Source organism: Enterobacter cloacae complex sp. 2015409, from assembly GCF_041365315.1.
Classification (GTDB): Bacteria; Pseudomonadota; Gammaproteobacteria; order Enterobacterales; family Enterobacteriaceae; genus Enterobacter; species Enterobacter pseudoroggenkampii.
Genome location: NZ_JBFTVM010000001.1, coordinates 1,168,507 through 1,181,979 on the forward strand (window position 1 = coordinate 1,168,507; position 13,473 = coordinate 1,181,979).

General features: G+C 57.5%; 12 protein-coding genes. 8 read left to right on the forward strand and 4 right to left on the reverse strand.

Annotated features, from left to right (window positions below; genetic code table 11):
• Nucleotides 1-4: 4 nt before the first annotated feature.
• The 3 genes from ACDO57_RS05525 to ACDO57_RS05535 all read right to left on the reverse strand — a co-directional run bounded on the left by ACDO57_RS05525 (nt 5) and on the right by ACDO57_RS05535 (nt 2,497).
• Nucleotides 5-991 (reverse strand): MBL fold metallo-hydrolase, encoded by a 987-nt coding sequence (locus ACDO57_RS05525; RefSeq protein WP_370883635.1) that lies wholly within the window; start codon nt 989-991, stop codon nt 5-7.
• Nucleotides 992-1,133: 142 nt separating this feature from the next.
• Nucleotides 1,134-1,883, reverse strand: coding sequence for a 5'-nucleotidase, lipoprotein e(P4) family (locus tag ACDO57_RS05530; RefSeq protein ID WP_275985721.1), 750 nt, complete (start codon nt 1,881-1,883; stop codon nt 1,134-1,136).
• Nucleotides 1,884-1,969: 86 nt separating this feature from the next.
• Entirely contained in the window at nt 1,970-2,497 is a 528-nt protein-coding gene (locus ACDO57_RS05535; protein ID WP_024908537.1) for a GNAT family N-acetyltransferase, read from the reverse strand.
• 132 nt (nt 2,498-2,629) lie between these two features.
• Here ACDO57_RS05535 and treZ point away from each other — a divergent pair, with 132 nt between their 5' ends.
• The 3 genes from treZ to glgX are packed head-to-tail and all read left to right on the forward strand — an operon-like array spanning nt 2,630 to nt 8,973.
• The gene (treZ, locus tag ACDO57_RS05540) at nt 2,630-4,417 is read left to right on the forward strand and encodes a malto-oligosyltrehalose trehalohydrolase (protein ID WP_370883636.1); all 1,788 of its coding nucleotides are present in this window, start codon (nt 2,630-2,632) and stop codon (nt 4,415-4,417) included.
• Nucleotides 4,414-6,882: a malto-oligosyltrehalose synthase gene (gene treY, locus ACDO57_RS05545; RefSeq protein WP_370883637.1), complete on the forward strand. Its 2,469-nt coding sequence runs from the start codon at nt 4,414-4,416 to the stop codon at nt 6,880-6,882. Before treZ ends, treY begins: the two co-directional genes overlap by 4 nt.
• Before the next feature lie 15 nt (nt 6,883-6,897).
• Nucleotides 6,898-8,973 (forward strand): glycogen debranching protein GlgX, encoded by a 2,076-nt coding sequence (glgX, locus tag ACDO57_RS05550; RefSeq protein WP_370883638.1) that lies wholly within the window; start codon nt 6,898-6,900, stop codon nt 8,971-8,973.
• On the opposite strand, the gene ACDO57_RS05555 is transcribed toward glgX, so the two are convergent.
• On the reverse strand, nt 8,974-9,519 hold the full coding sequence (locus tag ACDO57_RS05555) for a winged helix DNA-binding protein (protein WP_024908533.1): 546 nt from the start codon (nt 9,517-9,519) through the stop codon (nt 8,974-8,976).
• A 200-nt stretch (nt 9,520-9,719) separates the two neighbouring features.
• On the opposite strand from ACDO57_RS05555, the gene ACDO57_RS05560 reads away from it, so the two are divergent.
• From ACDO57_RS05560 to ACDO57_RS05580, 5 genes are all read left to right on the forward strand, one after another.
• Nucleotides 9,720-10,442 (forward strand): DUF969 domain-containing protein, encoded by a 723-nt coding sequence (locus tag ACDO57_RS05560; protein ID WP_008501655.1) that lies wholly within the window; start codon nt 9,720-9,722, stop codon nt 10,440-10,442.
• Nucleotides 10,439-11,425, forward strand: coding sequence for a DUF979 domain-containing protein (locus tag ACDO57_RS05565; protein WP_024908532.1), 987 nt, complete (start codon nt 10,439-10,441; stop codon nt 11,423-11,425). Before ACDO57_RS05560 ends, ACDO57_RS05565 begins: the two co-directional genes overlap by 4 nt.
• Nucleotides 11,426-11,434: 9 nt before the next feature.
• Entirely contained in the window at nt 11,435-12,430 is a 996-nt protein-coding gene (locus ACDO57_RS05570; protein ID WP_370883639.1) for a DUF2891 domain-containing protein, read from the forward strand.
• A 228-nt stretch (nt 12,431-12,658) separates the two neighbouring features.
• On the forward strand, nt 12,659-13,051 hold the full coding sequence (locus ACDO57_RS05575) for a polymorphic toxin type 44 domain-containing protein (protein WP_032647837.1): 393 nt from the start codon (nt 12,659-12,661) through the stop codon (nt 13,049-13,051).
• Nucleotides 13,029-13,463, forward strand: a complete 435-nt coding sequence (locus ACDO57_RS05580) for a hypothetical protein (RefSeq protein ID WP_148768575.1) — start codon at nt 13,029-13,031, stop codon at nt 13,461-13,463. The genes ACDO57_RS05575 and ACDO57_RS05580 overlap by 23 nt, the downstream gene beginning before the upstream one ends.
• Nucleotides 13,464-13,473: the final 10 nt, after the last annotated feature.

Genomic DNA, 13,473 nt, shown 5'->3' on the forward strand with positions numbered 1-13,473 from the left:
CGCTCTATTTCGCGCCGCTGGCGTCCCGGTTGGTATAGGTGACAGGGACCCAGGCATAGCCGCCGTTCTCGCCTTTCGTTACATAGCCGATGCCCGGGAAAGGCAGGTGCGGGGCGGCAATGAGATCTTTATTTTTCACAAAGTCAGCGAACGCATGCTCGCGAACGCTTGCCGCTTTGTTCTGATCTTCATCGTAGGTGATGGTCACCGCAGGCTGCGGGAACTGGACCGCCGCGGCGTGAATGATGTCGCCGACAAAGGTGATCTTCTCGCCTTTGCTTGTCAGCGTGTAGAAGGCTGAGCCCGGCGTGTGTCCGGGATGAACCGTGCCGGTCAGCCCCGGGATAATCTCCGATGTGCCGCTAAACGGCACCACTTTCCCCGCGTCAAGATAGGGCTTTAAGGTCTTCTGCGCGACGTCAAAGTAGTTCTTGCCGTAGCCGGTTTTCTTCTGATTGTCGTCGTTAAAGAAAAAGTCGATATCCGGTTTACCAACAAAAACGCGCGCGTTGCTGAACACCACCTTGCCATCTTTCACCAGGCCACCGGCATGATCGGAGTGGGCGTGGGTTAGCAGGACTTCAGTAATGTCCTCGGGTTTAATCCCCTGCGTGGCGAGGCTCTCAATCAGACGGCCGCCGTTACCGGGGCCAAAGAGCTGGCCCGAGCCGGTATCCACCAGAATTTTATGTCCGGGCATCGCAATCAGGAACGCGTTGATGGAGACCTCAGGCGGGTTGGTCTGGAAATTTTTCGCGAGCAGCGCATCAATGTTTTGCGGCGTAGTCCGGCGCAGCAGCTTGTGCAGATCCTGCGCGACGGTCCCGTCGGTAAACGAGGTGACCAGAACGTCCCCAACCTGAACGCTGTATCCGCCCGCCGGTTGTTTAACGACGTGCTGGGGCGTCTCTGCCGAAGCCTGGAGCGCAGGGTAGAAAAGCAGTGAACTGCAAATCAGCGTGGAAAGAGCAAGTTTTTTCACGGTCAGCATACGAGTCTCCTTTGAAAGTGCTCATCTTACTGCTCCGTAAAATTATAAGAACCTGCCCAGAAATGATAGGACCTATAAACGGGATGGATAGCCAACCGAAGGGCCGGGAAGGCGGGCAATGCCTTTTCCAGCCCGTAAGACCTTATTTTTTCAGCGGTGCGTTCCAGCTATCGAGCGTGGCTTTGGACCAGGCGCCATAAGCGGCATTAGGGAGCACAATCCAGTCGTTGCCGAAGTGTTCGGCGCTGGCCTCAACCAGCTCACGCTGCTGCTCGCTCGGCTTTTTGTTTTTAAACTGCACGGCGAAATCCGGCAGGCTGTCGCCGAACAGCATCACGATCTGCTGTTTTTTGAGGATGCTCTGGCGACGCTCTTCCTTGCTGACCGTATCCAGCAGCACGCTTTCGTCAGACACCTGCGGCAGGCCGAGAGCGTTTAACGTCTTCAGCGTGTCGGCTTTATTTTCCTGCATACGATCCGAAACGTAGTAGATCCGGACCTTGCTCTGATTCACGTGGTCAAGAAACGCTTTCGCCCCTGGGATTAAGCCGGGTTTTCCCTGCTTCTCCCAGTCGCTCCAGGTGTCCCATTGTGTATAGTCGTGACACTGCTCCGCATCGCGCACCAGCAGAGGGGTGTTATCCAGCACCGTTTCGTCGAGGTCCATCACCACGGCGTAATTTTCGGGCGTTTTCAGATCCTTTAACTTCTCGTTGAAACGCTCGGTGGCAAACCGATAGGTTTGCAGCTGAAGGGCCATAATCTCTGCCGATTTCTGCTGATAGCGCAGCGCCATTTCGTACGCTTTCGGTTCACACAGGTCGCGCCCGGCAGCCGTCGCGGTTGCCGCTGCACTCATAACAGGTAATGCCAGCAGTAATGCCTTAGCCATTGAATTCACGCTTTTTTCCTCAACACCCTGGTTAAAATCCCGAAAGCGTAATGAAATTCAATGACAGAAATATGAAGGCTGCGTTGCTAGACCAGCATGTAATACCAGAATAGGGCGACCTCGTCTTTTTCCGGCAAGGCGTTATACAGATAACGATCGTATCCGCCCAGGGTGAACCCGTAGTTACGGTAAAACAGACAGGCAGAGACGTTCACGTTTTGTGTTTCAAGCCGTAATCCCGGCGCGTTTACGCTGCGGGCCCAGACGTGGGCGGCGGCCATCAATTTTTGTGCGGCGCCGGTTCTGCGTTTTGTACGCTCAACGGCGATATAATCCACTGAGATAAATTTATTCCAGCCAATTGAAGCGGTAATAAATCCGGCTATTTCACCGTCATCCGTTTCGGCGATAAGAAATATGGCGTCCGGATTAACGCAGTGATTTTCAAGGGTTTGGATGTCGAGCTCGTAGGTTTTAATCCAGGGCTCGGCAACGGCTTCGATATGCAAATCACAATGGATAAAGGGCTCTCGCGCAATGTGGCTAATGGTGAAAGAAAAGTCACAACATTCAAGACGGACGAGGTCCGTATTTAATCCTTTTCGAATCTGCATAATTTTCCCGGTAGTGAGTTATTTCATAAAGAATAGACGAAGCGGTTAAATCCGCTGGGCTAACACACTTTTAATCCTGAACTAAGCTTGTACTTCGTTCCGCGTAAAATGTGGGTCATTCGAGGACAATGAATGGAATTCAGGACATTTCAAAAGCGGTGGGGTGCTGAGTTTATTTCCGATGACGTTGTACGTTTTCGCGTCTGGGCAGAAGGACAGAAAGAACTTACGCTACGTCTGGCCGCCGCCGACGTGCCGATGACGGCAACGGGCGACGGCTGGTTCCAGGCAGACGTCCCCGGCGTCACGCACGGTGCAGAATATCAGTTTGTTCTTCAGGACGGCATGGCGGTGCCCGATCCCGCCTCGCGGGCGCAAAAGGGCGACGTTAACGGCCCCTCGGTGGTGATCGATCCCCGACGCTACCAGCCGGTCAACCGCGACTGGGCGGGGCGTCCGTGGGAAGAGACGGTCATTTACGAACTGCACATGGGCACCTTTACCCCGGAGGGCACCTTCCGGGCGGCCATCGACAAGCTGCCGTATCTGGCAGAACTCGGGATTACCCAGCTTGAAGTGATGCCCGTCTCTCAGTTTGGCGGTTCCCGCGGCTGGGGGTACGACGGTGTGCTGCTATATGCCCCACACTCAGCCTACGGTACGCCGGAGGATTTCCACGCGTTTATCGACGCCGCGCACGGGCTGGGGCTTTCGGTGGTGCTGGATATCGTGCTTAACCACTTCGGGCCGGAGGGGAACTATCTGCCTTTGCTGTCGCCCGCGTTTTTCGATGCACAGCGGATGACGCCGTGGGGCAACGGCATCGCCTACGAGCGCGAGCCGGTGAGGCAGTACATGACCGACGCGCCGCTCTACTGGCTGACGGAATACCGCCTTGACGGCCTGCGGTTTGATGCCATCGACCAGATAAAAGACGGCTCCGACACGCATATTCTCGAGGAGATTGCCACCAGGATCCGCGAGGTCATTCCGCACCGTCACGTTCACCTGACCACGGAAGACAGCCGCAATGTGATTTTCCTGCATCCGCGCGATGAACAAGGCAACGCGCCGCTGTTTACCGGCGAGTGGAACGATGACTTCCACAACGCCGCCCACGTGTTTGCCACCGGCGAGACGCATGCCTACTACCAGGACTTTGCCTTTGAGCCGGAGAAAAAGTTCGCCCGGGCGCTGGCGGAAGGCTTTGTCTACCAGGGCGAGGTATCTCTGCAAACCGGCGAGTCTCGCGGGGTTGAATGCCGCACGCAGCCACCGCAGTTCTTCGTCGATTTTATCCAAAACCACGATCAGACCGGCAATCGCGCCCAGGGCGAGCGGCTTATCTCCCTCGCGGGTGCCGACAAGACGCGGGTGCTGCTTGCCGCGCTGCTGCTCTCCCCGCATATCCCGCTGCTGTTTATGGGCGAGGAGTTTGGGGAAACGCATCCGTTCCTGTTCTTCACCGACTTTCACGGCGGACTGGCAAAGGCGGTGCGGGAAGGGCGCGCGAAAGAGTTTACCGGTCATGCCGGACACGATGAAACCGTCCCGGACCCGAACGACGTGAACACGTTTATCCGCTCAAAGCTCGACTGGCATAAAGTCGCCACCGACGAGGGCAAGACGTGGCTGCGCTATACGTGCCATCTGCTGACGCTGCGCCATCGCTATATCGTTCCGCTTCTGCATTCGGGCGGCGCCGTTGAGGGCCATGTGCTCAAGACCGCGCCCGGCATGGTGGCGGTGAGCTGGCGCTTCCCGTCGGGGACGCTCTCTCTGGCGCTGAATATCGGCATTAAGCCCGCCGCGCTGCCCGCTCTGGCGGGGGAGACGCGTTTTGCCTCGTCGGAAGTCACCGACGTTTTACCCCCGAACGGTATTGTCGTTCGCTTTGCTGATGGAGAAGCATCGTTATGATCCCTTCCGCCACGTACCGAATTCAGTTCCGTAACGGCATGACGTTTGACCGCGTTGTGGCGCTGGTGCCGTATCTGAAGGACCTCGGCATCAGCCACCTTTACGCGTCGCCCGTGTTCACTGCCACGACGGGGTCCACCCACGGCTATGACGTAACCAACCCGAATGAAATCGACCCCGCCATCGGCGGGCGGGAAGGATTTGACCGCATGGCCGCCGCGCTTAAGCAGGCCGGCATGGGGTTGATTCTGGACATTGTCCCGAACCATATGTCCACCTCGCTGGAAAACCTCTGGTGGCGCGACGTAATTGAATATGGCCAGCAGAGCCGCTATTTCCGCTATTTCGATATCAACGGCTCGCGCCCGCTTACGCTGCCGTTCCTCGGCGACACCTTTGAGGCGGAGCTGGAGAAGGGAGCTATCACGCTAAAACGTGACCCTGTCACGAAAAGGGCCGCACTGGTCTACTACGACGCCGAGTATCCGCTCAACCCCGGCACGTACAGCGAGGAGAAAAGCATTGCCGAGCTGCACGACGCGCAAAGCTGGCGGCTGATGTCCTGGCGGGAAGCGCCGAAGCAGCTCTCGTGGCGGCGCTTCTTTGAGATCACCGGGCTGGTCGGCGTTCGGGTTGAAGATGATGCGGTCTTCGACGACACGCACCGGCTGATCCTTGAGCTGGTCCACGCGGGCGTGGTGGACGGCCTGCGCATTGACCATGTCGACGGCCTGGCGGATCCGCTGGGCTATCTGCAGAACCTGCGGCAGGCCACCGGGCCCGACTGCTACATTACGGTCGAAAAGATTCTCGCCAAAGGGGAACAGCTCCCCTCTGACTGGCCGGTATCCGGTACCACCGGCTACGAGTTTATCGCCTCGCTGGCGGAAGTGCTGGTCGACGACGATAGCCTGGGGCGTCTGGAGACCATCCACGACGAGACGCTGGGCATCACGGTCGATCGCCACGCGGAACTGCGCGATGCCAAAGGTCTGATGGCCGATCGTAATTTTGAGGGTGAATTCACCGCGCTGCTAAACCTTGCTGACGATCTGGCCCGCCGCAATGAGGTTGCGCTGCCGCGCGAGGAAATCCGCCACGCGCTGCGTGAGCTGCTTATTGCCTTTCCGGTCTACCGCACCTACGGCACCCGGGAAGGATTAACCCCTCCGGACGTGGCGCTGCTCAACCGCGTGGTTGCCAGCGTGGAGACGTCGGAAGCGGCGCTCAGCCTGATCGTGCGCATTCTTACCGGCGACCTGCCGGAAGCGTGCTGCGACACCGCCGCGCTGTTCAGGACCCGCTTCCAGCAGCTCACCGGGCCGCTGATGGCGAAATCCGTTGAAGACACGCTGTTCTTCCGCCACAACCTGGAGCTGGCGCTCAATGAAGTGGGGGCCGACCCGACGCCGCGCGCGTTTTCATTATCCCGCTTCCACCAGGAGATGCGTATTCGCCAGGCCCGTCAGCCCGACGCGCTGCTGGGCACCTCCACGCACGATACCAAGCGCGGGGAAGATGCCCGGGCGCGTCTCTACACCCTGACGGAAGCCCCGGAACGGTGGGGTGAAAACCTGGCCCGCTGGCGGCAGATGAACCAGACCCAGGTGCGTTTTCTCAATGACGGTACCGCGCCGAACGCCGCCGATACCTGGATGATCTACCAGGCGCTGGCGGGCGTCTGGCCCGCCACGCTGTCACCGGACGACGCCGACGGGCTGAAATCACTGGAAGAACGTTTCCTTGGCTTCCTTGAGAAAGCGCTGCGCGAGGCAAAGCAGCGCACCGACTGGATCGACAGCAACGAGAGCTATGAGAGCGTGGTGCTGAGCTATGCACGGCACCTGCTTTCACCGGACAACACCCTGTTCCTGCACGATTTCAGCGAGGCGATGCAGCCCTTTATCCGCGCCGGGCTGATGAACAGCCTCAGCCAGACGGTGATCAAGCTGACGGCGCCCGGCGTCCCGGATATCTATCAGGGCAGCGAGGCGCTTAATTTTAGCCTTGTCGACCCGGATAACCGACGGGAGCCGGACTTTCCGGCCCTGGTGCAGCACCTCAGCGCGGCGGATGCCGGGGTGTTTGACAACCCGATATGCTGGCGTGACGGCAGGGTCAAACAGTTCGTTACCGCCACGCTGCTGCGGCTTAGACCGCACTACGACGCGCTTTTCCGCTACGGCGACTGGCTGCCGCTTAAGGTCACCGGCGATCGTGAGGATAACCTGATTGTCTATGCGCGCGTTAAGGACGGCGAGGCGCTGATTGTTGCCGTGCCGCGTCTGGTTTTTGACGTCACCGATGATCATCAGCTGTGGGTCAATACCACGGTCGCGTTACCCGACGAACTGGCCGGGAAGCGCTATCGGGATCTGTTCAGCGGCGAAAGCCGCATGCTGCAAGAAACGCTGGATTTAACGTCAGAAAAGGGATGTGTACTGGTTCTGCTTACCTGCGAATAATCGTGGAGAACGAAAATGGCAAAGGATACAACGTTTGAAATTCGGGCCGGTAATGGCCAGCAGTTGGGTGCGAATTATGATGGGAAGGGGGTCAACTTCGCGCTGTTCTCCGCTCACGCTGAGCGGGTGGAACTCTGTCTGTTTGACCCGTCCGGGAAAACCGAAATCGCCCGGCTGGAACTGCCGGAATATACCCATGAGGTCTGGCACGGCTATGTGCCAGACCTGAAGCCTGGGGCGCTGTATGGCTATCGCGTCTACGGCCCCTACGACCCGGAAAACGGTCATCGCTTCAACCCGCATAAGCTGCTTATCGACCCCTACGCCCGCGAACTGGTGGGTGACATCGACTGGAACGACGCCCATTTCGGCTATGAGCTGGGGCATGACGAGCTGGATTTGAGCTTTGACACGCGGGACAGCGCGCCGTTCACGCCGAAATGCAGGGTCATTGACCCGGATGCCTTTGACTGGCATGACAGCAACCGGCCCAACGTGCCCTGGCCGCATACCGTTGTCTATGAGAGCCACGTGAAGGGCTTTACCCAGATGAACCCGGCCATTCCGCCCGAGCTGCGCGGCACGTTTGAAGGGATGGGGCATAAAGCCTCGGTCGATTATATCAAAAGCCTGGGCATCACCTCGGTGGAGCTGCTGCCGGTTCACTGGTTCCCGGACGATCAGCATCTGCTCGATCGTGGCCTGAAGAACTTCTGGGGCTATAACACGCTGGGCTTTTTTGCTCCGGCGTCGCGCTACTACGGCCCGGCGGGGATTCAGGGCTTTCGCGATATGGTGCGCGCCTATCATGACGCAGGCATCGAGGTGATTCTGGACGTGGTGTACAACCACACGGCGGAAGGGAACGAGCTTGGCCCGACGCTCTCGTTTAAGGGGATTGATAACTACAGCTATTACCGCACGCTCCCGGACCAGCACCGGTATTACATCAACGACACCGGGACGGGAAATACGGTCAACACCTCGCATCCGCGCGTGCTGCAGATGGTGATGGACTCCCTGCGCTACTGGGCGGAGTCGATGCACATTGACGGTTTTCGTTTCGATCTGGGGACGATTCTGGGCCGCGAGCCTGAAGGGTTTGACCCGCGCGGCGGTTTCTTCGATGCCATGACTCAGGATCCGGTCTTATCCCGACTCAAGCTGATTGGTGAACCCTGGGATATCGGTCCCGGCGGCTATCAGGTGGGCGGATTCCCGCCGGGCTGGGGGGAGTGGAACGACAAATACCGCGACACCGTTCGCGAGTACTGGAAGGGGGATAACGTCTCCACGGACTTTGCAGCGCGGCTGCTCGGCTCCGGCGATCTGTACGATCTGCGCGGCCGTCGTCCGTGGGCCAGCGTCAACTTCATCACCGCCCATGACGGCTTTACGCTGAATGACCTGGTGTCGTACAACGAAAAGCATAACGCCGACAACGGCGAGGACAATAACGACGGGCATAACGATAATCGCTCGTACAACTATGGCGAAGAAGGGCCGACGGAGAACCCGGATATTATTGCTACCCGGGAGCGGCAGAAGCGTAATTTCCTGACCACGCTGCTGTTCTCCCACGGCACGCCGATGCTGCTGGCGGGGGACGAGTTTGGCCGTACGCAGAAGGGGAACAACAACGGGTACTGCCAGGACAGTGAGATCTCATGGATCGACTGGAAGGGGCTGTCAGAAAATGACGCCGCGCTGCGCGAGTTCACCCGGCGGTTGATTGCCCTGCGCGCGCAGCAGCCGCTGCTGCGTCGTGAGAGCTGGCGCGACGGGCTGGAGATCCGCTGGTTCAATGCCGGAGGCGGTCCACAGCAGGCCGAGCAGTGGGATGAAGGCTCGACGCTTGGGGTCTCCATCAGCAGGCCGGATCTGCGGCAGGAGGACGGTATCTGGCACGACGTGCTGATGCTGTTCAACCCGTTTGAAGGCACCGTGCCGTTCCAGATCCCGCAGTTTGGCGAAGGGGGATGGGTGCTGGAGCTGTCTACGGCGGATGATGCTGCCACCGGGACAGCGATCACCGAAACCGTAGAATATGAACTGGCCGGTCGCAGCATTACACTGTTCCGACGACCTTAGTTACAGTGACGCCGCCGCCCGGGCGGCGGTGTCATACAGGGAGGAGATCGTGCGTAACAGCTGCGCGGTCTCGCCAATCGACTTCCCGGCAATGCCGCTCTCCGCGTGGATCGCAATCAGACACGCTTCCCGCACGTCCCGATACTTCATGCACAGCGCTTTCCCTTCCTCCGTGGTAGAGAAAAAGAGCTCTTTACCCGCTTTCTCGCTCGTCACGTAGCCCGCTTTGACCAGCTTTTTCAGGGCATAGGTCACCACGTGGGTATCTTCCACGTTAAGCACGAAGCAGATATCGGCCAGCTTTTTCTTGCGGTCGCGGTGGTTCACGTGATGCAGCAGCGAAACGTCAAAGGCGCCCATATCGGGCTCGCCGGCAGCCGTCATGCAGCGCACCATCCATTTGTTAAACGCGTTGCTGGTCATGATCAGCGCATATTCCAGCTCTGATAACTCCGCGCAGCGCTCGGATACCAGGTGGCGGGAAGAGACGATCCGGCCATCGTTGATATCGTCGCGATCGGGTGAAGCACTCTTTTCTGAGGTCATAACGTTCCTTAGCCAGAAATGTAAACTCATCGATAAAATAAGAACATTTTATTGATAATTTGTTTACATGTTTTTGAGGTTCAGATATAGCTTTTTAGCGCAGGTTTTGCGAAGCCTGCCAACAAAACACAACATCGCTCGCCGCAAATTAAAAAAATAGCCGTCGGCGCGCAACGCTCACTTTCGATAGGGTAAACGTTATGGACGGTACTACGCTGCTGCCGCTGATCGGGATACCGATCGTGGTTATTGGTTTTGCACTGCGCTTCAACCCGCTGCTGGTGGTCGTGGTGGCGGGGCTGGCGACGGGTCTGCTGGTCGGTATGGATTTCGGCATGCTGCTGGAGACCTTCGGCGAGAAGTTCGTCAATAGCCGATCGCTGGCCACCTTCATTCTGATCCTGCCGGTGATTGGTCTGCTGGAATATTACGGGCTTAAAGAGCGCGCCCAGGCCTGGGTGGCGAAGATCGCCAGTGCCACCTCGGCGCGTATTCTGATGCTCTATTTTGTCGCCCGTGAAGGTACAGCCGCGCTGGGTCTGATGTCGCTGGGCGGTCACGCCCAGACGGTGCGCCCGCTGCTGGCGCCGATGGCTGAAGGAGCGGCGCTGAACGAATATGGCGAGCTGCCGCAGCACATTCGCGACAAAATCAAAGCCCATGCAGCCGCGTGCGACAACATCGCGGTTTTCTTTGGGGAAGATATCTTTATTGCCTTTGGGGCGGTGCTGCTGATCGACGCGTTTCTGAAAGAGAATGGCATTCAGGGCATTGAACCGCTGCATATCGGCCTGTGGGCTATCCCAACCGCCATTGCGGCATTGATTATTCATATGACGCGCCTGCTGCGCCTCGATGCAAGTATCCGTCGCGACGTGATGGCCTGGCGTGCAGAGCAGGGTACGCAGGAGGCCGCGCAATGATGACGCTTATCACCATTAACCGCGTGTACTACCTGATTGGCTTTGTCGTGATGCTGCTGGTTGTGATGACCCTGCGCGATCGCGCCAATCCGAAGCGTTTTACCACCGCGCTGTTCTGGTTCTTGTTTGGCGGGATATTCCTGTTTGGCGATCTGATGGTGCAGGAGCTGGGGAAATCGCTGGCGTACCGGATTATCGGCGGTGGCGTTATCGCCATCGCGCTGCTGGCGGGTTTTGGTCTGGTCGGGAAAGGGCACTATAAAATGTCGACCGAGGAGGAGCGCGTTGCCTCATCGAACCGGCTCAAAAACTGGCTGTTCCTGCCCGCGCTGATGATCCCGGTGGTGACGGTGCTGGGCACGTTATTCCTGAAGGGCGTTTCGGTCGGCGGCGTGTTTCTGCTCGATCAGAAGCAGCTCACCCTGGCGGCGCTTTGCGTGGCCTGCGTCGCGGCGATCCTCACCGGCTGGTGGCTGACCAAAGGCACGCCGCTGCATGCCGTACGTCAGTCTCGTCGTCTTGTCGATACTATCGGCTGGGCGGTGATCCTGCCGCAGATGCTGGCCATGCTCGGCGGCGTGTTCGTGGTGGCCAACACGGGCGACTCGGTACAGAAGGTGGTGAGCCTGTTTGTGAACCCGGATAGCCGCTTCATGCTGGTGGTGATTTACTGCGTGGGTATGGCGCTGTTTACCATGATTATGGGTAATGCCTTTGCGGCCTTCCCGGTATTAAGTGCCGGTATCGCCTTGCCGTTTCTGATCAACGTGCATCACGGCAACCCTGCGCCGCTGCTGGCGATTGGCATGTACGCAGGCTACTGCGGCACGCTGATGACGCCGATGGCCGCGAACTTCAATATCGTTCCCGCCGCGCTGCTGGAGCTGAAAGACAAATATCAGGTGATCAAGATCCAGATCCCGACCGCGTTAACCCTGCTGGTGGTGAACGTGTTCCTCATGTATTTCCTCGTGTTTCGCTAAGGAGCTGTTATGGAATTAACGCAACATCAGGCTGACGCGTTTGCCCGCATGCCTTTGACCTATTTGCGCCAGGAATACCCGAACCACATCATGCACCTGCTGAATGATGATGGTGACGTTCTGCCGCCCCGCGAACTGCACCCGATTTTCTACGGCTGTTTCGACTGGCATTCGGCGGTGCACGGCTACTGGCTGCTGCTGCGCTGCGTGCGCCTCTATCCGGAACTACCGTGCCGGGACGCGATCGTCGCGCTTTTTGACGAGCACATGACCGAAGAGAACGTGGCGAAGGAGCTGGCCTATTTCACCGCGCCGTTCCGCGCCTCGTTTGAGCGCCCGTATGGTTACGGCTGGCTGCTGGCGCTGGCTCAGGAGCTGAAACAGTCGTCGCTGCCCCAGGCCGCGGGCTGGTACCGGACGCTGGAGCCGCTCACCCAGGATATTCGCAACCGGCTGATGGATTATCTTGCTAAGCTGACCTATCCGATCCGCGTCGGGACGCACTACAACACCGCGTTTGCCCTTGCGCTGGCGCTCGATTACGGTCGCGCAGTGGGAGACAAGGCGCTTGAGCAGGCGATTCTGGCGGCAGCGGAGCGGTTTTATCTCGCCGACACGCGCTATCCGGCACACTATGAACCCGGCGGAGACGAGTATATTTCCGGCGCGCTGACGGAGGCGCTGCTGATGAGCAAGGCGGCTGAAGACTTCCCGGCCTGGTTTGACGCGTTTCTGCCGGAGGTGGGCGCCGTTACGGCACTGATGAACCCGGCGGAGGTGAGCGACCGTACCGATCCGAAAATTGCCCATCTGGACGGGTTAAACCTCAGCCGCGCGTGGTGTATGAAGCACATTGCGAAAGCGCTTCCTGCCAGCCACCCGGCGCAACCGGCGTTGCGCGAGGCGGTGACGAAACACCTGGCCGCCAGCGTCGGGCATGTCGTCGGCAGCCACTATAGCGGCGGACACTGGCTGGCGAGCTTTGCGCTGCTGGCGCTGGAGTAAACAAACGAGTCGTCTTTCTTGCCGGGTGGCGCTGCGCTTACCCGGCCTACATTGTGCAACGCTTGCCTGTAGACCGCGCAGGGCGCAGCCTAAATTTCTTTGATTTTTAATGCGATTAATACCTTAGTCGGATATTTTTCCGTCATTTCTCTGGAAACAGATATCTTTTTTACCATCGCAAAAGTGTACGATACTCGGCCACATACCCACAGTGGATGGATGGTTAATATGGCTGTTATACCTTTGTTGCCTAAAGAAGGAATCGCACTTGTGTTGGCAAACATGAGGATTGCAAGAGCGCATGGTATGAGTAGAAACATGGCTATCCCGACAACCTATCTTTGGTTTTATCAAAAAGTAAGAAATAAGGGGCCGTGGGATTACAAGCAGGGACACCCTGAGTTAGCAAATTTTGGGAACTTCAATTATGGTTCGGCTGGTTATGCCGCCGGGATACCATCAAAAACGCTATTGATGGGGGCTGGATGGGCGCAGGAAAGAGCTAAAACCTCCAAAAAGAAATGGGGGCACTGGTATCAAAAACCGCCTTATGGGGATGATCCTCACGATCAGTTTTGGATAAGGCAAGGTATAGAATATGCAAAGAAATACGGTTATTAAACGGCTTCATTTCTTACTCACAACGATTCTATTGCTCGTTGTTTGTGGGTTTCTGACATATCAATACTATTTTAATGCACCTCCTCACGATAGTTTTGTCAGCAAACAGAAACTCTCTGATACCGTCACACTGTACATAACAAAGTATGATGATGGGGGCGCTACGGTGTCGGGTGTTTACCGCTTCTACTTAGATAAAGACAACAGCGGGAACATTATGAAAGCCCTTGAAGATCGATCACCATTCCTTGAAGCCAACACAAGCAATGTTACTGCTTCAGCTTATGGGAGCACGGTAAATGTAAAAATCACTGGCAAGGTTTATTCATTCACTAATTCTGATCTGTTCTATGCAGATGGTGTAGCGATCATGCCTGTAATTAACCTCATAGCCAATGGAATAAGAGATTAATCAAAATAAG